The following is a 20,338-nucleotide window of genomic DNA, read 5'->3' as shown; positions in this document are numbered from 1 at the left end:
GGCAGGCCCCGAGAAAGGGGCCGCCCGCCGCGGACTCAGCCGCGGGACATGGTGGCCCGCAGCGCTTCGGTCAGCGTGCCCAGGCTCTCGGCCAGGTGTGCGCGCGCGGTCACCGACAGGCTGCCCCGTGCCGCGGCCGTCTTGAGCTGGGCCTGCAGCTTCACCGCCTGCCAGCGCACCAGGCTGACCGCATCGGCCGGCAGCTTGGCACCGCCCTTGGTCAGGATGGCCACCACCCGCTGCAGGTGTTCACGCTGCAGGTTGCGGCGCATCGGCTCGATCTCGCGGCCCGTCTGCAGCTCGCTCCAGACGCTGGTCTGCAGCGTGGCATAGACCTCGTCCAGCGACAGCGCACCCGCGCGCTGCGCCGGGCTCAGGTAGTTCGGCAGCTCCAGCAGACGCTGGGCGGTGCCGGCCGACATCAGCTTGTCCAGCGCCTGGGTCTGCAACTGCAACACCACCGCCGGGATGCTCACCGGCTTGGCGCGCTCCCACTCGGTGTAGTCGGGCGACAGCGAGGACAGGAACTCCGGCCGGAAGCTGAAGCTGTCCACGCTGAAGACGTCCTTGGCCAGCAGCTGGAGGGCCTGACGCTGACGTTCCGGCGCCACCGGCTGGTAAGCCGGCCGGCCGGTGGTGCCCGGCAGGTCGCGCAGCGTCTGCATGCCCCCCACGTACTTGGCCACCATCTCGGGCATGTTGCGCAGCTGACGGAAGCCGCTCAGCAGCACCCGCCGGGCACGCAGCGGGTCGTCGCCCGATCGTGCGCCACGGGCCTGCACCCGGGTCCACAGCTCGCGCGAGAGCTCCATGCGCCGGCTGTACCAGGCCAGCGGGTCGTCGCCCAGGTCGAAGCGGTTGGCCAGCGGGTCGATGCCCCCCACCGGGCCGCCCTCGGCATCCGAATCGTCGGCATAGGCCAGGGCCGGCTCGGTGCTGCGGCCGGCGATGCGGCCCAGCTCCTGCGCCTCCTGTCCCGGCGCAATGGGCTTGTAGGCGTACTCGATGGCCCAGTAGTCATAGGGGCCCAGTGTGGTGTTGGTGATCGACGAGGTCGCCTCGCCGCGCAGCGGCAGGTTGTAGGCGTTGTAGTCCATCACCGAGCCGGAGATGCCGTGGGCGGCCGTCCAGGCCGGGTCCTTGAGCTGCGCGCGGGTCACGGTGGTGGAGGCCTTGAAGTTGTGCTTCAGGCCCAGGGTGTGGCCCACCTCGTGCGTGATGACGTCCTTGATCACCGCCTGCACAAAGGCCTCGGCCTCAGGGCTGTCCGGTGCGATGTCGCCACGGGCCTCCAGCAGGTCCAGGGCAAAGCCCATCTGCTCGGCCGCTTCCTGCGCGTAGTTGCAACGCTCCTCGTCGCCCCGGCCGCCGCCCAGCACCAGGGACTGGGCCGCCTGGGTGGCCTGCCGCAGCACCTGGGCCCGCGCCCCGTCGGTGTCCTCGGCCAGCGTGCGGCGGGCGCCGCGGGCGAAAACGTCGCTCATGGCGATGTCCGCATCCAGGATCTCGCCGGTGCGTGGGTCAGCCTGGCTCGGGCCACGGGCGAAGCCCACATCGGCGCCGACGAACCAGCGGATGGAGGCATGGCCCGCGTCCAGGGTGTCGAAGTCCGCATCGTCAGGCTGCTGCCGCACGACGATGGCGTTCTTGAAGCCGATCCTCTCGAAGGCCTTGTTCCATTCCAGGATGCCGGCGGTGATGGTCGCCCGGTAGCGCTCGGGGATGTTCTTGTCCAGCCAGTAGGTGATGGGCTTGACCGGCTCGGAGAGCTCCGCCGCCGGGTCCTTTTTCTCCAGCCGCCAGCGGTCCACATAGTGCACGCGCTGGTTGGGCTTGAGGTCGCTGCTGAAGTCGGTGAAGTCCTCGGTGAAGAAGCCCAGACGCGGATCGGCCAGGCGCGGCGCCATCGGCTGCTCGGGCAGCTTGGCCAGGCTGTAGGTCACGCCGACAAAGAAGTTGCGCGGGTCCGGCGTGGTTTCCGGCGGCGGCGGTGTGGGCACCGGCGAAGGGGTGAGCGGCGGCGCGGGCAGGCGCGGGGTGGCGAAGAGCAGGCGCACGTCCAGGGTCGTCAGACCCTCGTCGGCCCGCGCCGACTCGAAGGAGGATTCGCCCCGGGCCAGGCCATAGGGCAGGCGGAAGGCCGCCTCCAGCTGGGTGGAATAGCCCACGATGTCGGACAGCAGGAAGCCGGCGTCGATCAGCACGCTCTTGCGTTGCGGGTGCGGCGCGCTGGCCACGGCCGCCGCGCCCAGCAGGCTCTCGGCGAAGGCCTGACGCACGGCGGCCTGGGAGGGCTTGTCCGCCCCCGGGCGATAGGCCATGTTGAGGGCGACCAGCTGGATCTGCTTGCCGACCATGCGGAACTCGGCCATCCAGCCCGGGCCCATCTGGCTGGCATAGAGGCCGCGTTCGCCCACCGACTGGTTGATGCCGGCGGTGAACAGAAAGGGCCGGCCCAGGCGTTCGAGCGGAATCTCCAGCCACACCTTGTCGTCCTTGCGCCAGACCGGGAAGAAGCCCTCGGTGTGCTGGGCGTCCTTGATCACCTCGTCAAACGGCTTGGGCGCGTTCGGGTCCGGCCGCGCGGCCGCGGCGGGTGCGCTGGCGGCCGCCGCAGGCTCGGGTGCGCCGGGCTGGGCCTGGGCCGTGGCACCCAATGCCCCCAGCAGGGCGGTCATCAGCACGGTGCGGACGGGGCGGAACGCCGCAGCCGGCGCAAGGCGGGGGAATGAAGACAGGGACATGGACTTCGCTGACAGGGGCCCGGGTCGGGCGGGACGGAGCCACGGCAGCCGGGGTCGGGCCGGGTGGCGGCAAACGGCTCTTGTACCCCAAGATCGCACCTACACTGATCCCATGCTTCCCTCACATCTGCTGTATCTGCACGGTTTCCGGTCCTCGCCCCAGTCGGCCAAGGCCCGTGCGGTGGCCGGCTGGCGGGCAAGCCATCGACCCGATTTGATCTTCTGCTGCCCGCAGCTGCCGCCCTCCCCGCGCGAGGCCATCGCGCTGGCCCTGGACCTGGTGCGCGACTGGCCGCTGGAGGGTACCGTGCTGGTGGGCAGTTCGCTGGGCGGCTTCTATGCCACGGTGCTGGCCGAGCGCCTGGGCCGGCCGGCCGTGCTCTTCAACCCCGCGGTGAACCCGGCACGGGACCTGGCCCGCCACATCGGCGAGCAGACGGCCTGGCACAACCCGCTGGACCACTTCTACTTCCGCGAGGAATTCATCGACGAGCTGCAGGCGATGACGCCCGCAGCGCTCACCCGGCCGGAGCGCTACTTCCCCGTCATCGCCACCGGCGACGAGGTGCTGGACTGGCGCGAGATGGCCGCGCGCTATGCGGGTGCGCCGCGTCTGCTGATCGAAGGCAGCGACCACGCGCTGAGTGACTTCGAGGCCCCGCTGGCCTACATGGTCCGCTCGCTGCAACTGCGGGACACGGCCGGCTGACGGCCCGGCCCGCCCATCGGCGACAATCCGGCGGTGATGTACGCCCTGTTCGATGATGCCGGCAAATTTCTGGCCGGCCGTGTGATGTCCGAGGCCGACAGCTCGATGCAGATCGAGCTCGATTCGGGCAAGCGCGTCAAAGTGAAGAATGCCAACGTGCTGCTGCGCTTCGACAAGCCGCAGCCGGCAGACCTGATCGCGGCCGCGCAGGCCAAGGCCGGCGAGATCGACCTCGACCTGGCCTGGGAGTTCGCGCCCGAGGGCGAGTTCGGCTTTGCCGATCTGGCCCGCGACTATTTCAGTGCCTCCGCCGGGCCGGAACTGCAGGCCGCCGCCCTGTTCCGCCTGTTCGACGCGCCGCATTACTTCCGCCGTGCCGGCAAGGGCCAGTTCAAGAAGGCCCCCGAAGAGACGATCAAGGCCGCCCTGCTGGCCATCGAGCGCAAGAAGCAGCTGGCCGCCCAGATCGAGGCCTGGGCCGCCGAGCTGGTGGCCGGTCAGTGCCCGGCCCCGGTGCGCGAGCAGCTCTACAAGATTCTGTTCAAGCCGGACAAGAACGCGCCCGAGTACAAGGCCGTGGTGGACGCCGCCAGGCAGAGCCAGCGCGCCCCGCTGGACCTGCTCAAGGACGCCGGCGCCATCACCAGCCCCTACCAGTTCCACTGGCGGCGCTTCCTGTTCGAGCAGTTCCCCAAGGGCACGGGCTTTCCGCCGCTGGAGGCCCCGGCCATTGCGGACGAACTGCCGCTGGCCCCGGTGCAGGCTTTCTCGATCGACGATTCGCAGACCACCGAGATCGACGACGCGCTCTCGGTCACCGGCCTGGGCTCGGGCGAGGTGGTGTTCGGCGTGCACATCGCCGCACCGGCCCTGGCCGTGCTGCCGGATTCGCCGGTGGACAAGGTGGCCCGCGAGCGCCTGTCCACTGTCTACATGCCAGGCTGGAAGCTGACCATGCTGCCCGAGGCGGTGGTGCAGGCCTACACGCTGGACGAAGGCCGCGACTGCCCGGCCGTCAGCCTGTATGTGACGCTGGACGAGGCCACGCTGACCGTTAAGAAGAGCGAGACCCGGCTGGAGCGGGTGCCCATTGCCGCCAACCTGCGCCACGACCAGCTCGACGAGGTCATCACCGAGGCCACGCTGACCGGCGAGGCGGTGGCCGACTACCCCTTCGCGGCCGAGCTGGCCTTCTGCTTCCGCCTGGCGCGCCAGCTCAAGGCGGCGCGCGAGGTGGTGCGCGGCAAACCCGAGAACTTCAACCGGCCGGACTACAACTTCCGCCTGGATGGCAACAGCGGCGAGCCCGATGGCAGCGAAACGGTGCGCATCAGCGAGCGCCAACGCGGTGCGCCGCTGGACCTGATCGTCTCCGAAGCCATGATCCTGGCCAACAGCACCTGGGGCGGCTGGCTGGCCGAACTGGGCGTGCCCGGCATCTACCGCAGCCAGGCCAGCCTGGCCCCGGGGGTCAAGGTGCGCATGGGCACCAAGGCCCTGCCGCACGCCGGCATGGGCGTGGCGCAGTACACCTGGGCCACCTCGCCGCTGCGCCGCTACGTGGACCTGGTCAACCAGTGGCAGATCATCGCCTGCGCCCGCCACGGCCGCACCGCGGCGCTGGCGGCCCACTTCAAGCCCAAGGATGCGACGCTGTTCTCCATCATCTCGGGCTTTGACGGCGCCTATTCGGCCTACAACGGCTTCCAGTCCGCCATCGAGCGCTTCTGGACGCTGCGCTGGATCGAACAGCAGGGCGTGACCGAGCTGGACGCCGCCGTGCTCAAGGACGGCCTGGTGCGGGCCGACACCCTGCCGCTGGTCTTCCGCGCCCTGGGCACCGAGAGCTTCCCGCGCGGCACCCGCGTGCGAGTACGCGTCACCGGCATGGACCTGCTGACACTGGAGCTGCATGCCAGCCTGGCCGCCCGCCTGGATGACGAGGCCGCGCCGGCCGAAGCCGAGGACAGCGAGGGCGAAGACGACGCGCCGACCACCGGCCTGACCCTGGCCATCAACGTCGACGAGGCCGGCGAGGACGCGCCGCCCGCCGCCCCCGCCGCCTGAGTTCCACCGCCCTGCTGCGCCGATGCGACTGCCCAAGCTGCCCTGGCCCCCGACCCTGCTGCAAAGCACGCTGCTGATCTCGGTCGCCCTGCATGCGGTGCTGCTGACCATCCGCTTCGTCGATCCGGAGCGCTTCAACCGAGTGTTCGAGGACACGCCGCTGGAGGTCATCCTCGTCAACGCGCGCTCCAACGAGAAGCCGGTCAAGGCCCAGGCCATCGCCCAGGCCGACCTGGCCGGCGGCGGCAACCAGGACCAGGGCCGTGCCACCTCGCCCCTGCCGGCCTCCGACCTGAACAGCCTGGGCATCGACACCGACGAGGCCGAGCAACAGATCAACCAGATGCAGGCCCAGCAGCAGCAGTTGCTGGCCGACCTGCGGCGCCAGATCGCTCTGTTGCCGGTGCCCGACCCGGCCCGCCCCGTGCAGACCCCGGAAGAGGCCCAGCGCGAGGAGCGCCGTCGGCAGATGCTGCGCACGCTCGCCGAGATCGAGAAGCGCATCAACGAGGAGAACGCCCGTCCGCGCAAGCGCTACATCAGCCCCGCCACCCAGGGCCAGGTGTATGCGGTCTATTACGACAAGCTGCGCCGCAAGATCGAGGATCGCGGCACCCGCGACTTCCCGGAGTACCAGGGCCAGAAGCTCTATGGCGAGCTGATCATGAACATCACCATCGACGCCCGCGGGCGCATCGTCGATGCCGAGATCGTGCAGGCTTCCAAGTCGGAGCTGCTGAATCGGCGCGCCCTAGCCATCGCCCGCGCCGCCGCGCCCTTCGGCGACTTCACCGACGCCATGCGCAAGCAGGCCGACCAGATCGTCATCACCTCGCGCTTCCGCTTCTCTCGCAGCGAGGGTTTTGCCGCCACGGCCGAAACCTCGCCCCGTCCCTGACCCAGGCCCGCAGCCGACATGTCCGCTTCGATCGATCTCTACGCGGTGATCGGCCACCCGGTGGCCCACAGCCGATCCCCCGCCATCCACGCGGCCTTCGCCGCCGCCACCGGTCAGACCCTGCGCTATGAGCGGGTGCTGGCCCCGCTGGACGGCTTTGCCCAGACCCTGGCCGACTTTGCGGACCAGGGCGGCCTGGGCTGCAACGTCACAGTGCCCTTCAAGTTCGAGGCCTTCGCGGCGGCGGCCGAGCGCAGCGAACGCGCCGAGCTGGCCGGCGCGGTCAACACCCTCCAGCGCGACAGTGGACGCTGGCTGGCCGACAACACCGATGGTGTGGGCCTGGTGCGCGACATCGTGGTCAACGCCGGCGTGCCCCTGGCCGGGCGACGCGTGCTGCTGATCGGCGCCGGCGGCGCCGGGGCTGGCGTGCTGGGCCCCTTGCTGGCCGAGGGACCAGCACAACTGGTGCTGGCCAACCGCAGCCTGGACAAGGCCCAGACCCTGGTGGCCCGCCACACCGATCTGGCCCGGCGCCATGGCAGCGAGCTGCGGTCCAGCGGCCTGGAGGCGCCCGGCACCGGCTTCGATGTGGTGCTCAACGCCACGGCCAGCAGCCTGGGCGGCGGCGAGGTGCCGGTGCCGGCTTCGGTGCTGAAACCGGGTGCCCTGGCGCTGGACCTGATGTACGGCCCGGCGGCCCGCCCCTTCCTGGCCTGGGCGACCCGACACGGCGCCACCGGCCGCGATGGCCTGGGCATGCTGGTCGAGCAGGCGGCCGAGTCCTTCGCCTGGTGGCGGGGCGTGCGTCCGCCGACGGCCGATGTGCTGGCCACCCTGCGTGCCGAGGTCGACGCGACACAAGGACATTGACAATGAACACGCTCGGCGCCCGTCTGGGCCGCTTGTTCGCACTGCTGGCCCTGTCCCTGCTGGCGCTGCAGCTGTACTTCCTGCTGCGCATCGCCCTGATGTTGGTGGTCGCCCCCCAGTCGACCACCTTCCAGCGCAGCGAGGCCTGGCGCCTGCTGACCGAGCAGCACCAGATCGACTGGGCCCAGGAGGCGGTGGACGACGAACGCATCTCGCCATCGCTCAAACGGGCGGTGATCGCCAGCGAGGACGCCGGTTTCACCGAGCACAGCGGCATCGAGTGGGACGCCATCGAGAGCGCCTGGCAGAAGAACCAGCGCGCCGAGGCCCGGGCCGATCGCCAGAACGACCGCCTGGCCCAGCGCAAGTCGACCAAGGCCGGCGTCTCGGCGCCGCCGAAGCCGGTGGTGGCCAAGGTGGTGGGCGGCTCCACCATCAGCCAACAGCTGGCCAAGAACCTGTTCCTCTCGGGTGAGCGGCATGTGCTGCGCAAGGCGCAGGAGGCGCTGATCACCTACATGCTGGAATTCGTGCTGGGCAAGAAGCGCATCCTCACCATCTATCTGAACAATGTGGAATGGGGCGAAGGGGTGTTCGGCGCCCAGGCCGCCGCCCGCCACTATTTCCATGTGGACGCGGCACGCCTGTCGCCGGCTGCCGCGGCCCGGCTGGCGGTGATGCTGCCTGCCCCCAAGCGTTTCGAGAAGAACCCCGGCTCCGCCTACATCAGCGGCCGATCGGCCATCATCCAGGCTCGCATGGGCGCCGTGGACCTGCCCTAGGAGCACACCGATGAGCTCGGACCTGAGCGAAGAGATCGCCGCAGCGGCCGCCCGGCTGGTGGTGGACGAAGGGATGGAGTACCCCGCCGCCAAGCGCAAGGCCGCCCGTGACCTGGGCCGCCGTGGCGGCCGGCAGGGTGAGCTGCCCAGCAACGAGCAGGTGGAGGACGCGGTGCGCGAGCACATCGCCCTGTTTCTGCGCCGACACCCAGCCCACCGAGCTGCGGGCCCTGCGCCAGCTGGCCCTGCGATGGATGGAGCGGCTGGCCATCTTCCGGCCGCACCTGGGCGGTGCGGTCTGGCGCGGCACCGCCACCCGGCTGTCCAACATCGTGATCGACCTCTACTGCGACGATCCGAAGAGCGCCGAGATCGCCTTCCTGAACGAGGGCCTGGATTTCGACAGTGGCAGCGACGACCCGGACACGGTGATCCTGAGCACGGTGGACCGCAGCCGCGACCTGTCCGAACCTGTGACCTTGCACTTCGTGGTGCACGACCACGACGACCTGCGCGGCGCCCTGCGTCCGGACAGCCGCGGTCAGAGCTGGCGCGGAGACGCACCGGCCCTGCGCCAACGCCTGCAGGAGGATGTGGCATGACACCCCGCCGACGACTCTGGCTGGCCGGAGCGGCGATGGCCGGCACCGCGGGCCTGGCGGCGGGCGGCTGGTGGCGGCTGCGATCCGCCCCTGGCCCGAGCGCTCCGGACGAGGCCGAACTGCTGTCCCGCCTGCGTCGCCAGGCTTGGCCGGCGCCGCCGGGGCATGCCGCCCTGGAGCCTGGCACTTGGCAGGAACGGCCTTTGCTTGTGAACTTCTGGGCCACCTGGTGCCCGCCTTGCGTGCACGAACTGCCGGCACTGGATGCGGCGGCGGCCCGCTGGCCGAAGGTGCAGGTGCTGGGCCTGGCCCTGGACGATGGCCAGGCCGTGGCCCGTTTCCTCACCCAGACGCCGGTGCACTACCCGGTCGGGGTCCTGGGGGTGGCAGGCCTGTCCATGCTGCGACCGCTGGGCAATCCCAATGGGGGGCTGCCTTTTTCCCTGCTGCTGTCATCGCAGAACGAGGTGCTCTGGCGCAAACTGGGGGCCACCACGCCGCAAGAGCTGGCCCAGCAGCTGTCCGGCGTCTGATCCGCTCACGCGGGGCGCCACCGGACCGCAGCACAGCCGATTGCACGGCAATTTGAGGCATGACAGCCAGATCATCTGGAAACATGCCGACAAAGTGCGACAATGCCGTCTTCGCACATCGGCCGGACGGCTTCGCAACCCCAGTTCAAGATAGGGGGCGAAGCTGACGGATATCGGCTGTTTACCCATAATGCACGGATTTCGGGCCTGATCGCCCGATCGAACAACGCCCGGACCTTCGCGTCCGGGTGGTCCCGTGTTGTCCCCTGCCCCCACCGGGGTCGCGGACCTCTCCCACCGACAGGAGCACTGTTTTCCATGGACCTGCGCAAGCTCAAGACTCTGATCGACCTGGTCTCGGAGTCCAACATCGCTGAACTCGAGATCACCGAAAACGAAGGCAAGGTGCGCATCGTGAAGTCCGGTGGAGCGACCTTCGCCGCGCCGGTCATGACCATGCCGGTCGCGGCAGCTGCCGCGGCCCCTGCCGCTCCGGCCGCCCTGCCGCCCGCCGAGGCACCGGCCGCCGCGGCCGCCCCCGCCGTGTCGGGCACCGTGGTCAAGTCGCCGATGGTCGGCACCTTCTACGCTTCGTCCACCCCGGGCGGCAAGCCCTTCGTCGAAGTGGGCAGCAGCATCAAGAGCGGTGACGCCCTGTGCATCATCGAAGCCATGAAGATCATGAACGAGATCGAGGCCGAGGTGACCGGCACGGTCCGTGAGGTCCTGGTCGAGAACGGCCAGGCGGTCGAGTTCGGTCAGCCGCTGTTCGTGATCGAGTGATCGGGACACCATGTTCAAGAAGATCCTGATCGCGAACCGGGGCGAGATCGCCCTGCGCGTCCTGCGGGCCTGCCAGGAGATGGGCATCAAGTCGGTGGTGGTGTATTCCGAAGCCGACCGGGATGCCAAGTACGTGCGGCTGGCCGACGAGGCCGTCTGCATCGGACCGGCCCCTTCCGCGCAGAGCTACCTCAGCATGCCGGCCATCATCTCGACCGCCGAGGTGACCGACGCCGAAGCCATCCACCCCGGCTACGGCTTCCTCTCTGAGAACGCCGACTTCGCCGAGCGCGTGGAGCAAAGCGGCTTCAGCTTCATCGGCCCGACCCCCGAGTCCATCCGCATGATGGGCGACAAGGTCTCGGCCAAGCAGGCGATGATCAAGGCTGGCGTGCCCTGCGTGCCCGGCTCCGAGGGCGCCCTGCCGGAAGACCCGAAGGAAATCATCCGCATCGCCCGCTCCATCGGCTACCCGGTCATCATCAAGGCCGCCGGCGGCGGTGGTGGCCGCGGCATGCGCGTGGTCCACACCGAGGCCGCCCTGGTCAACGCGGTGCAGATGACCAAGACCGAAGCCGGCGCCGCCTTCGGCAATCCGGCCGTCTACATGGAGAAGTTCCTGGAGAACCCGCGCCACGTGGAAATCCAGGTGCTGGCCGACACCTTCCGCAACGCGGTCTGGCTGGGTGAACGCGATTGCTCCATGCAGCGCCGCCACCAGAAGATCATCGAGGAGGCACCGGCACCGGGCATTCCCCGCCGCGTCATCGAGAAGGTGGGTGACCGCTGCGCCGCCGCCTGCAAGAAGATGGGCTACCGCGGTGCGGGCACCTTCGAGTTCCTGTACGAGAACGGCGAGTTCTACTTCATCGAGATGAACACCCGCGTGCAGGTGGAGCATCCGGTGACCGAGCTGGTGACCGGCATCGACATCGTCCAGCAGCAGATCCGCATCGCAGCTGGCGAGAAGCTGCCCTTCACCCAGCGCCAGATCCAGATGCACGGCCACGCCATTGAGTGTCGGATCAACGCCGAGAACCCCTACAACTTCCTGCCCTCGCCGGGCCGCATCACGATGTGGCATCCGCCGGGCGGCCCGGGGGTGCGGGTGGACTCCCACGCTTACACCAACTACTTCGTGCCGCCCAACTACGACTCGATGATCGGCAAGGTCATCGTGCACGGGGACACCCGCGAGCAGGCCCTGGCCCGCATGCGCATGGCCCTGAACGAGACGGTGGTCGAAGGCATCCAGACCAACATCCCGCTGCACCGCGAGCTGATGGTCGACGCCAAGTTCGTGCAAGGCGGCACCAGCATCCATTACCTGGAAGGCTGGCTGGCCAGCCACAACCGCTGATCGGAACCGCAGGTGGCGATGTTTGAACTGGTGCTGAGCGCACCGGAGACGCTGGTGGAGCCGGTGTCCGAGGCCCTGATGAACGAGCTGGAGGCCCTCTCCGTCTCGGTCGAGGACGCGGACGCCGACACCGACGCGGAAAAGGCCCTGTTCGGCGAGCCGGGCATGCCCGCGGCCCGCCCAGGCTGGAACCACTCCACCCTCAAGGCCCTGTTCCAGACGGAAGAGGAAGCCTCCCAGGCCGCCACCTTGCTGCTGGCCCAGGAATGGGCCACCGAACTCCAGGTGCAGGCCCTGCAGCCGGTGGCCGAGCAGGACTGGGTGCGCCTGACGCAATCCCAGTTCTCGCCGGTGGAGATCACCGAGCACTTCTGGATCGTGCCGAGCTGGCACGAACCGCCGGCACAGGCCCGCGAGGTGATTCGCCTCGACCCGGGCCTGGCCTTCGGCACCGGCACCCATCCCACCACCCGCATGTGCCTGCGCTGGATTGCCCAACAGGCCCCGGCCCTGGCGGCCGGCTGGGACCGCGTGCTCGACTACGGTTGCGGCTCGGGCATCCTGGCCATCGGCGCGGCCCTGCATGGCGCACAGTCCGTGGATGCGGTGGACATCGACCCCGCCGCGGTCGAGTCCACCCTGGCCAATGCCCAGGCCAACGGGGTCACGGTGCAAGCCGGCCTGCCCGAGCTGGCCCAGGGCGAATACCCCCTGGTGCTGGCCAACATCCTGGCCACGCCGCTCAAGCTGCTGGCCCCGCTGCTGTCCGGCCATGTGCGCGCCGGAGGCCACCTGGTGCTGGCCGGCATCCTGGAGCGACAGGCCGAGGAGCTGCAGGCGGCCTACGCGCCCTGGCTGCCCCTGCAGGTGCTGGACCAGGAGGATGGCTGGATCCTGATGGGCGCGGCACGGGCCTGAGCCCCGGCGACAGGGCACACCCATGGCATCATCCCGGCCATGAGTCTGGCTACGCGCTGCCCCGCCTGCGGCACGGTCTTCCGTGTCGTGCAGGACCAGCTCAAGGTGTCCCAGGGCTGGGTGCGCTGCGGCCAGTGCCACGAGGTCTTCAACGCCCTCGAGAGCCTGTTCGATCTGGACGCCAGTCCGCCGCCCCCCCAGCCTCCCGCCACACCGCCGGCACCGGCTCCCGCGGTGGCCGACGCCCCCTCCCCAGAACCCGCGGTGGCCTTCGCTCCGACCGAGCCTGGCGCCCTGGAGACGCCCCCGACCCCAGCCACCGTCGACGCGCCGCCACCTCCGCCACCTCCGCCACCTCCGCCACCTCCGCCACCTCCGCCACCTCCGCCACCTCCGCCACCGCTTCCCGAACCGGTGCCTGCGGGCGAACCCGTGGCCGGACCCGAGGCGCCCGCGCCTGCCGCGGAGCACAGTGCATCACCGCTGGGCTACGAGCTGCCCGGCGATGGCCTGGGAGACAGCGCGGATGCACCGGACACCGATGCGCTGGCCGCCCCCTTCGGTGCCAGCCGCCTGCCCGAGTCGTGGGAGCGCGAGGCCCTGAAGCCGGAAGAAGCCGAGCCGCCGCCTTCCGGTGAACCGCTGCCGCGCTTCCTGCAGCAGGCCGAAAAGCAGACGCGAAACGCCCGCCGCCTCCGCCAGGGGCTGCTGGCGGCACTGTGCGCCTTGCTCCTGGTGGCGCTGGCCGGGCAGCTGACACTGCAAGGACGCGACCTGCTGGCCGCTCACTGGCCCGCCAGCCGCCCGATGCTGGCCACGCTCTGCCACGCCATGGGCTGTGAAGTGGGCGCCCCGATGGCCTTGGACCAGATCGTGCTCGACAGCAGTCAGCTGCAGACCACCGATGTGCCCGGAGAGCTCACCATCACCGCCGAGTTGCGCAACCGCGCCGGCTGGCCGGTGCGGCGCCCCTCGCTCGAGCTGACCCTGACCTCCGATGACGGGCTCACCCTGGCGCGGCGCGTGCTGAGTCCCGCCGAGCTGGGGGCCACCGACACGGCCCTGCCTGCCGAAGGCAGCTGGCACGCCCAGGTGCGGCTGGATGTGGCCCCGCTGAAGGTCACCGGCTACGCCCTCGACGTTTTCTATCCCTGAGCCCAGCGCTCACATCCACCAAGGAACCCCCATGGCCTGTCTCGTCTGCGGCTCGCTGGCTTTCGACACCATCACCGACTTTCCCGGTCGCTTCGCCGACCAGATCCTGCCCAACCAGGTGCACATCCTGAACGTGTCCTTCCTCGTGCCCACGCTGCGTCGCGAATGGGGCGGCTGTGCCGGCAACATCGCCTACACCCTGCGGCAGCTGGGCGGTGAGCCGGTGGTCCTGGCCGCCCTGGGCAACGATGGCCAGGCCTATCTGAACCGCTTTGACGAGCTGGGCATCGACACCGGCAGCGTGCTGCGCGTGGCCGACGACTACACGGCCCAGGCCATCATCATCACCGACCAAGACAACAACCAGATCACCGCCTTCCACCCGGGGGCGATGCAACGGGCCCACGAGATCGGCCTGCCCGCGCGGCAGGACATCCGCCTGGCCATCATCGGACCGGACGGCCGCGAGGCCATGCTGCGGCGTGCGCGCGATCTGCATGCGGCCGGCATCCCCTTCGTGTTCGATCCGGGCCAGGGCCTGCCCATGTTCAATGGCGAAGAGCTCAAGGCCTTCATCGCCCAGGCCACCTGGGTGGCCGTGAACGACTATGAGGCGCGCATGCTGTGCGACCGGGTGGGGCAGGAGCTGGCCGAGATCTCCCGCTCGCACCTGGCGGGTCTGGTCGTCACGCTGGGCGACCAGGGCGCCAATGTCTGGGTGCAGGGACAGTGCAAACGCGTGCGGGGCGTGGCCGCTGCCGCCGTGGTGGACCCGACCGGCTGCGGCGATGCCTTCCGTGGCGGCCTGCTGTTCGGTCTGGAGCAAGGCTGGCCCCTGGCCAGCTGCGTGGCGCTGGGCAACCGCTTGGGCGCCTTGAAGATCGCCCACCGCGGTGGCCAGAACCACCCGGTCGATCGCGCCGCCCTGGGCATCGGCTGAGGCCGCGCACGCACCCATAAAAAAAGCCCGGCAGCGCCGGGCTTTCCGTGTCACATCGGGCGGCAAACCGCCCGACGGGACGCTCAGGGCTTGTTGCCGGTCGGGAAGGGCCAGGCAGCCGTCGGGCTCAGGGCCGTCTTCGCAGCGCTGGCGGCAGGGGCAGGGGCCGCAGGGGCAGGCTTGGCGGGGGCCTTCTTGGCCGCCGCCTTCTTGGCCGGGGCGGCCTTCTTGGCCGGAGCCGCCGCCTTCTTCGCGGCCGCCTTCTTCGCCGGAGCCGCAGCCTTCTTGGCCGGGGCTGCCGCCTTCTTCGCCGGAGCCGCAGCCTTCTTGGCCGGGGCCGCCGCCTTCTTGGCCGGAGCTGCCTTCTTCGCCGGAGCGGCCGCCTTCTTGGCCGGGGCGGCCTTCTTCGCCGGAGCCGCCGCCTTCTTGGCCGGAGCCGCCTTCTTCGCGGGAGCTGCCGCCTTCTTGGCCGGAGCCGCCTTCTTCGCCGGGGCCGCAGCCTTCTTGGCTGGAGCCGCCTTCTTCGCCGGGGCCGCAGCCTTCTTCGGCTCAGCCTTCTTCGCAGCGGCCTTCACCACCGGCTTGACGGGGGCGACCTTCTTGGCCGGGGCCTTCTTGGCCGGAGCCGCCTTCTTCGCAGTTGCCATTTCAAACTCCTTGATCAAGTTGCAGAAACACCGTGCCGCTCGAGACAGCCCGGCAATCCATCGCCCGCGGTGTTATCCCGGCATGCCGGGGCTCCCCCGGTGCGATGAATGGGGAGACAGCACGTCGCCATGCTTCTGCGGCCTGGCGGACGGGCTGGGGATCTTGATCTCTCGCTGTCCGGAACCGCCGACTGGAAGAAACGGGCGGCTTCGCTGAAAGGCTCAAACCCTGAGCCTCTCCTTGCCCCCGACCCTCGGGTCGATCAGTCCCAGCTCAGTGCGCCACCGGATTGGTACTCGATGACGCGGGTTTCGAAAAAGTTGCGCTCCTTCTTCAGGTCGATCATCTCGCTCATCCACGGGAACGGGTTTTCCTCGTTCGGGAACAGAGCGTCCAGACCGATCTGGGTGGCACGGCGGTTGGCGATGTAGCGCAGGTAGCCCTTGAACATCGAGGCGTTCAGGCCCAGCACGCCACGCGGCATGGTGTCTTCGGCGTAGCGGTACTCCAGATCGACCGCCTTCTCAAACAGCGCCCGGATCTCGGCCTTGAACTCAGACGTCCACAGGTGCGGGTTCTCCAGCTTGATCTGGTTGATCAGGTCGATGCCGAAGTTGCAGTGCATGGACTCGTCGCGCAGGATGTACTGGTACTGCTCGGCGGCACCGGTCATCTTGTTCTGGCGGCCCAGCGCCAGGATCTGCGTGAAGCCCACGTAGAAGAACAGGCCTTCCATCAGGCAGGCGAAGACGATCAGCGAACGCAGCAGCGTCTGGTCGGCTTCGGGCGTACCGGTCTTGAAGGTCGGGTCCATGATCGCGTCGATGAACGGGATCAGGAACTCGTCCTTGTCACGGATCGACGAGACCTCGTGGTAGGCGTTGAAGATCTCGCTTTCATCCAGACCCAGCGACTCCACGATGTACTGGTAGGCGTGGGTGTGGATGGCCTCTTCGAAGGCCTGGCGCAGCAGGAACTGGCGGCACTCGGGGGCCGTGATGTGGCGGTAGGTGCCCAGCGTGATGTTGTTGGCGGCCAGCGAGTCGGCGGTCACGAAGAAGCCGAGGTTGCGCTTGATGATGCGGCGCTCGTCTTCGCTCAGGCCGTTGGGATCCTTCCAGGTCGCGATGTCGCGCGACATGTTGATCTCTTGCGGCATCCAGTGGTTGGCACAGGTGGCGAGGTACTTCTCCCAGGCCCACTTGTACTTGAACGGCACCAGCTGATTCACATCGGTCTGGCCGTTGATGATGCGCTTGTCCGCCACGTTCACGCGGCGGGTGCTCTTGGCCACCACGGAGCTGGCGGCGGTGGCCGCAGCAGGCGCGGCAGAAGCAGACGGGGAGGTCACGGCAGCCGTCGCGGTCTGAAGCGGCGACGGGGTCACGGTCCGCAGGCCGAGTTCGGCTTCAGGCGCGGGACGTTGAGCAGGATTCGGCGGGGTACGAACGTCGTCTTCCCAGACCAGCATGGCGTGTTTCCTATGGGGCGAATTATCGGAGTGTTGTGTTGGAACACCAAGCACTTCTTGACAGATGCACGACAGCGATGTTGCAGCACTGCATCGCAATGCAGCAGTGTTCACGCCCTCGCGCACCACGAACCGACTCGGAGCGCGTGCCTGCAAGGCCCTTGCGGCACGCGCTCACCATCGCGGCTTACTGGCAGGCCTCGCAGCCCGGATCGTCGATCGCGCAGAACTTGATGTCGGTGGCCGGCGCGGCCTCGGCCATCGCGGCCTGAGCCTGCGCGGCAGCAGCCTCCATCGCGGACAGGCCGCCTTGCCCACCCGCCATCGGCACCGCGTTGAGCGAGCCAGCCGAGATGGTCGACTTCTCGGCATGCGTGGCGCCCATGGTGCGCAGGTAGTAGGTGGTCTTCAGGCCACGCACCCAGGCCAGCTTGTAGGTCTCGTCGAGCTTCTTGCCCGAAGCACCGGCCATGTAGATGTTGAGCGACTGGGCCTGGTCGATCCACTTCTGACGCCGGGCCGCGGCTTCGACCAGCCACTGGGTCTCGACCTCGAAGGCCGTGGCGTAGAGCTGCTTGAGCTCATCGGGCACGCGGTCGATGCGACGCAGCGATCCGTCGTAGTGCTTGAGGTCCATGACCATCACGCTGTCCCACAGACCCAGCTTCTTGAGGTCGCGCACCAGGTACTCGTTGACCACGGTGAACTCGCCCGACAGGTTGGACTTGACCGAGAGGTTGCCGAAGCAGGGCTCGATCGAGGCGTCCACGCCGATGATGTTGGAGATGGTCGCGGTCGGCGCGATGGCCACGCAGTTGCTGTTGCGCATGCCGTCGCGGGCGATCTTGGCGCGCAGCGCATCCCAGTCCAGGGTCATGCTGCGGTCCACGTCCACATAGCCGCCGCGCTGTTGGGCCAGCAGGTCGATCGAGTCGATCGGCAGGATGCCGCGGTCCCACAGCGAGCCGCGGTAGGTCGAATAGCGGCCCCGCTCAGCGGCCAGCTCGGACGAAGCCCAGTAGGCGTGGTAGCAGACGGCTTCCATCGAGCGGTCGGCGAACTCCACCGCGGCCTGGCTGGCGTAGGGCGTGCGCAGCTGATACAGCGCATCCTGGAAGCCCATGATGCCCAGGCCCACCGGACGGTGACGCAGGTTGGAGTCGCGCGCCTTCTTGACCGCGTAGTAGTTGATGTCGATGACGTTGTCCAGCATGCGCATGGCGGTGGACACGGTCTTCTTCAGCTTGTCGAGGTCCAGCTCCTTGCCGTTGACGCCGTCCTTCAGGTGCTGGGCCAGGTTGACCGAGCCCAGGTTGCAGACGGCGATCTCGTCATCGCTGGTGTTGAGCGTGATCTCGGTGCACAGGTTGGACGAGTGCACCACGCCGACATGCTGCTGCGGCGAGCGCACGTTGCAGGCATCCTTGAAGGTGATCCAGGGATGGCCGGTCTCGAACAGCATGGTCAGCATCTTGCGCCACAGGTCCTTGGCCGGCATGCGCTTGAAGAGCTTGATCTCGCCGCGGTCGGCCTTGGCCTCGTAGGCGGTGTAGGCCGCCTCGAAGTCGGCACCGATCTTGTCGTGCAGGTCCGGGCAGGTGGAGGGGCTGAACAGGGTCCAGTCACCGCCCTCGATCACCCGCTTCATGAACAGATCCGGAATCCAGTTCGCGGTGTTCATGTCGTGGGTGCGGCGGCGGTCGTCACCGGTGTTCTTGCGCAGCTCCAGGAACTCTTCGATGTCCAGGTGCCAGCTCTCCAGGTAGGCGCAGACGGCGCCCTTGCGCTTGCCGCCCTGGTTCACCGCCACGGCCGTGTCGTTGACCACCTTCAGGAAGGGGACCACGCCCTGGCTCTTGCCGTTGGTGCCCTTGATGTAGGAGCCCAGCGCGCGCACATTGGTCCAGTCGTTGCCCAGGCCACCGGCGAACTTCGACAGCAGCGCGTTCTCCTTGAGGGCCTCGTAGATGCCGTCCAGGTCGTCGGCCACCGTGGTCAGATAGCAGCTCGACAGCTGCGAGCGGCGGGTGCCCGCGTTGAACAGCGTGGGCGTCGAGGACATGAAGTCGAAGGTCGACAGCACGTTGTAGAACTCGATGGCCCGCGCCTCGCGGTCGATCTCGCCCAGGGCCAGTCCCATGGCCACGCGCATGAAGAAGGCCTGCGGCATCTCGATGCGCTGCTCGTCCACATGCAGGAAGTAGCGGTCGAACAGGGTCTGCAGGCCCAGGTAGTCGAACTGCAGGTCACGGTCGGCCTGCAGCGCGGCACCCAGCTTGGCCAGGTCGAACTGCATCAGCTTCTCGTCCAGCAGCTCGGCCTGCACGCCCTTCTTGATGAACTTGGGGAAGTATTCGGCGTAGCGCTGGGCCATCTCGGCCTGGGTCGCTTCCTCACCCAGGATTTCCTTGCGGATGGTGTGCAGCAGCAGACGCGCGGTGGCACGGGTGTAGGCCGGCTCCTTCTCGATCAGGGTGCGGGCGGCCAGGATGGCGGCCTTGTACACCTCGTCAATGGGCACACCGTCGTACAGATTGCGGCGGGTCTCGGCCAGGATGGGCTCGGGGCGCACATCCGCGCCCAGGTCGGCACAGGCCGACTCGATCAGGGCCTGCAGCTTGCCTTCGTCCAGCGGCACGCGCTGGCCGCGGTCGGTCACCGTCAGGGTGTGCACCAGCGCGGCTTCGGCGGCCTGACCGGCCTTAGCGCGCTCCTGCGAGCGGCGCTCGCGGTACAGCACATAGGCACGCGCCACTTCATGGTGACCACCACGCATCAGACCCAGTTCGACCTGGTCCTGCACATCTTCAATGTGAAAGGTGCCGCCGCCCGGGCGCGAGCGCATCAGCGCGCGCACCACGGCATCGGTCAGCGCCTCCACCATCTCGCGCACGCTGGCCGATGCGGCGCCCTGGGTGCCGTGCACCGCCAGGAAAGCCTTCATCAGAGCCACGGCGATCTTGTTGGGCTCGAAAGAGACCACGGCGCCGTTGCGGCGGATGATCTGGTAGCCCTGGAAGGCGCCGGCGTCGCGCGGCTCGGGAGCCGCCACAGGACGGGCGCCCATCGTGGATTCGGAGGTGCTGGTGGCAACAGCTTGCATGAATTCCCCTCGGTGAAGTTCTTGGTGTGCGACCTTTGGGGCCTCCGCAGGGAAAAGACATCCCCTGCGGCGCCGCGGCGTCGCTGAAAAACAAAGATTGAAAAATGAAAAGTCGCCGCGGGAGGTTCAACCCGTGGCGACGGCTCGACTTCGTCGGATCCCGGTGGTCATGCCGCGCTCGGTGGAGGGGTGTCCCTGACCGCCCACCCCAGAGAGGGTGTTCGCGCGGAGCAGGTCACAGCCGAGTCGGTGTTGCATGTCAGGATGTCCAAGCCGAGAGCTTATCACGCTGGACACTATATCTGGGGTCGCCACCCCATTCAAGCACTACCGATAGCGTCGAACCCTGAGGCCGCTTTGCAACGCCCGGGAATTCATCCGGCCGTGGGCGGCTGCGGCCAGCACCACCCCAGGGCCGTCAGGCGTGATGCGGTGCCGACCCAGTCGAAACCCTCGCCGGGGTCGTGTTTGCGCCCCGGGGCCACATGCTCATGCCCCACGGCGGCGCGCACCGGATAGGCCCGCGCCACGGCTTGCAGAAGACGTGCCAGGGTCTCGTACTGTGCTGCCTCGAAGGGCTCGCCTTCGAGGCCTTCAAGCTCGATGCCGATGGCGTAGTCGTTGCAGTTCTCGCGCCCCTGCCAGCACGAACGGCCGGCGTGCCAGGCGCGGTCGTCGCAGGAGACGAACTGCAGCACTTGCCCATCGCGCCGGACCACGAAGTGGGCCGAGACCTCCAGGCCGCGGATGCC

At 68.7% G+C, this 20,338-nt stretch carries 16 protein-coding genes and 2 pseudogenes; 13 read left to right on the top strand and 5 right to left on the bottom strand.

What is annotated here, in order from left to right:
* Positions 1-35: 35 nt before the first annotated feature.
* Positions 36-2,678 (bottom strand): zinc-dependent metalloprotease, encoded by a 2,643-nt coding sequence (locus tag I73_RS34530; protein WP_040499347.1) that lies wholly within the window; start codon positions 2,676-2,678, stop codon positions 36-38.
* Positions 2,679-2,856: 178 nt separating this feature from the next.
* On the opposite strand from I73_RS34530, the gene I73_RS00575 reads away from it, so the two are divergent.
* The 13 genes and pseudogenes from I73_RS00575 (at position 2,857) to I73_RS00520 (ending at position 14,364) form a co-directional block, all read left to right on the top strand.
* Complete coding sequence (locus I73_RS00575) at positions 2,857-3,453, top strand: YqiA/YcfP family alpha/beta fold hydrolase (protein ID WP_022978837.1); 597 nt, start codon at positions 2,857-2,859, stop codon at positions 3,451-3,453.
* 36 nt (positions 3,454-3,489) lie between these two features.
* On the top strand, positions 3,490-5,520 hold the full coding sequence (locus tag I73_RS00570) for a ribonuclease catalytic domain-containing protein (RefSeq protein WP_022978836.1): 2,031 nt from the start codon (positions 3,490-3,492) through the stop codon (positions 5,518-5,520).
* 22 nt (positions 5,521-5,542) lie between these two features.
* Positions 5,543-6,418 carry a TonB family protein gene (locus I73_RS00565; protein ID WP_022978835.1) on the top strand — a complete coding sequence of 292 codons (876 nt, stop codon included), beginning with the start codon at positions 5,543-5,545 and terminating at the stop codon, positions 6,416-6,418.
* An 18-nt stretch (positions 6,419-6,436) separates the two neighbouring features.
* On the top strand, positions 6,437-7,291 hold the full coding sequence (gene aroE, locus I73_RS00560; protein WP_022978834.1) for a shikimate dehydrogenase: 855 nt from the start codon (positions 6,437-6,439) through the stop codon (positions 7,289-7,291).
* 2 nt (positions 7,292-7,293) lie between these two features.
* On the top strand, positions 7,294-8,073 hold the full coding sequence (locus I73_RS00555) for a transglycosylase domain-containing protein (protein ID WP_022978833.1): 780 nt from the start codon (positions 7,294-7,296) through the stop codon (positions 8,071-8,073).
* 10 nt (positions 8,074-8,083) lie between these two features.
* Positions 8,084-8,675: pseudogene (locus tag I73_RS25155) on the top strand (hypothetical protein).
* Positions 8,672-9,208 (top strand): TlpA disulfide reductase family protein, encoded by a 537-nt coding sequence (locus I73_RS00545; RefSeq protein WP_040499346.1) that lies wholly within the window; start codon positions 8,672-8,674, stop codon positions 9,206-9,208. Before I73_RS25155 ends, I73_RS00545 begins: the two are co-directional and overlap by 4 nt.
* Positions 9,209-9,526: 318 nt before the next feature.
* Complete coding sequence (gene accB / locus I73_RS00540) at positions 9,527-9,991, top strand: acetyl-CoA carboxylase biotin carboxyl carrier protein (protein ID WP_022978831.1); 465 nt, start codon at positions 9,527-9,529, stop codon at positions 9,989-9,991.
* A gap of 10 nt (positions 9,992-10,001) precedes the next feature.
* Positions 10,002-11,351, top strand: coding sequence for an acetyl-CoA carboxylase biotin carboxylase subunit (accC, locus tag I73_RS00535; RefSeq protein ID WP_022978830.1), 1,350 nt, complete (start codon positions 10,002-10,004; stop codon positions 11,349-11,351).
* A gap of 18 nt (positions 11,352-11,369) precedes the next feature.
* On the top strand, positions 11,370-12,269 hold the full coding sequence (prmA, locus tag I73_RS00530) for a 50S ribosomal protein L11 methyltransferase (protein WP_022978829.1): 900 nt from the start codon (positions 11,370-11,372) through the stop codon (positions 12,267-12,269).
* A gap of 39 nt (positions 12,270-12,308) precedes the next feature.
* Positions 12,309-12,413, top strand: a pseudogene (locus I73_RS34750) (zinc-ribbon domain-containing protein); the annotation flags it as partial.
* Between the two features lie 288 nt (positions 12,414-12,701).
* Positions 12,702-13,424 carry a DUF3426 domain-containing protein gene (locus tag I73_RS33585; protein WP_022978828.1) on the top strand — a complete coding sequence of 241 codons (723 nt, stop codon included), beginning with the start codon at positions 12,702-12,704 and terminating at the stop codon, positions 13,422-13,424.
* Positions 13,425-13,455: 31 nt separating this feature from the next.
* Entirely contained in the window at positions 13,456-14,364 is a 909-nt protein-coding gene (locus I73_RS00520) for a carbohydrate kinase family protein (protein WP_022978827.1), read from the top strand.
* A gap of 83 nt (positions 14,365-14,447) precedes the next feature.
* Here the strand turns inward: I73_RS00520 and I73_RS00515 are convergent, their stop codons facing one another.
* From I73_RS00515 to ampD, 4 genes are all read right to left on the bottom strand, one after another.
* The gene (locus I73_RS00515) at positions 14,448-15,011 is read right to left on the bottom strand and encodes a hypothetical protein (protein ID WP_022978826.1); all 564 of its coding nucleotides are present in this window, start codon (positions 15,009-15,011) and stop codon (positions 14,448-14,450) included.
* Positions 15,012-15,274: 263 nt separating this feature from the next.
* A complete protein-coding gene (locus tag I73_RS00510) occupies positions 15,275-16,483 on the bottom strand; it encodes a ribonucleotide-diphosphate reductase subunit beta (RefSeq protein WP_022978825.1) in 1,209 nt (402 codons plus the stop codon).
* Positions 16,484-16,670: 187 nt separating this feature from the next.
* Positions 16,671-19,550 carry a ribonucleoside-diphosphate reductase subunit alpha gene (locus I73_RS00505; protein ID WP_022978824.1) on the bottom strand — a complete coding sequence of 960 codons (2,880 nt, stop codon included), beginning with the start codon at positions 19,548-19,550 and terminating at the stop codon, positions 16,671-16,673.
* 410 nt (positions 19,551-19,960) lie between these two features.
* On the bottom strand, positions 19,961-20,338 hold a 378-nt coding region (gene ampD / locus I73_RS25145; RefSeq protein ID WP_022978823.1), incomplete at its 5' end, for a 1,6-anhydro-N-acetylmuramyl-L-alanine amidase AmpD.

Origin of the sequence: Ideonella sp. B508-1 (assembly GCF_000333615.1) — a bacterium.
GTDB lineage: Bacteria > Pseudomonadota > Gammaproteobacteria > Burkholderiales > Burkholderiaceae_C > Ideonella.
This window is presented reverse-complemented; position numbering and strand designations above follow the sequence as displayed.

Bases quoted from the DNA above. Each gene is read 5' to 3' on its own strand.
- I73_RS34530 (WP_040499347.1), bottom strand. From the start codon at position 2,678: ATGACCGCCCTGCTGGGGGCATTGGGTGCCACGGCCCAGGCCCAGCCC.
- I73_RS00575 (WP_022978837.1), top strand. From the start codon at position 2,857: ATGCTTCCCTCACATCTGCTGTATCTGCACGGTTTCCGGTCCTCGCCC.
- I73_RS00570 (WP_022978836.1), top strand. From the start codon at position 3,490: ATGTACGCCCTGTTCGATGATGCCGGCAAATTTCTGGCCGGCCGTGTG.
- I73_RS00565 (WP_022978835.1), top strand. From the start codon at position 5,543: ATGCGACTGCCCAAGCTGCCCTGGCCCCCGACCCTGCTGCAAAGCACG.
- aroE (WP_022978834.1), top strand. From the start codon at position 6,437: ATGTCCGCTTCGATCGATCTCTACGCGGTGATCGGCCACCCGGTGGCC.
- I73_RS00555 (WP_022978833.1), top strand. From the start codon at position 7,294: ATGAACACGCTCGGCGCCCGTCTGGGCCGCTTGTTCGCACTGCTGGCC.
- I73_RS00545 (WP_040499346.1), top strand. From the start codon at position 8,672: ATGACACCCCGCCGACGACTCTGGCTGGCCGGAGCGGCGATGGCCGGC.
- accB (WP_022978831.1), top strand. From the start codon at position 9,527: ATGGACCTGCGCAAGCTCAAGACTCTGATCGACCTGGTCTCGGAGTCC.
- accC (WP_022978830.1), top strand. From the start codon at position 10,002: ATGTTCAAGAAGATCCTGATCGCGAACCGGGGCGAGATCGCCCTGCGC.
- prmA (WP_022978829.1), top strand. From the start codon at position 11,370: ATGTTTGAACTGGTGCTGAGCGCACCGGAGACGCTGGTGGAGCCGGTG.
- I73_RS00520 (WP_022978827.1), top strand. From the start codon at position 13,456: ATGGCCTGTCTCGTCTGCGGCTCGCTGGCTTTCGACACCATCACCGAC.
- I73_RS00515 (WP_022978826.1), bottom strand. From the start codon at position 15,011: ATGGCAACTGCGAAGAAGGCGGCTCCGGCCAAGAAGGCCCCGGCCAAG.
- I73_RS00510 (WP_022978825.1), bottom strand. From the start codon at position 16,483: ATGCTGGTCTGGGAAGACGACGTTCGTACCCCGCCGAATCCTGCTCAA.
- I73_RS00505 (WP_022978824.1), bottom strand. From the start codon at position 19,550: ATGGGCGCCCGTCCTGTGGCGGCTCCCGAGCCGCGCGACGCCGGCGCC.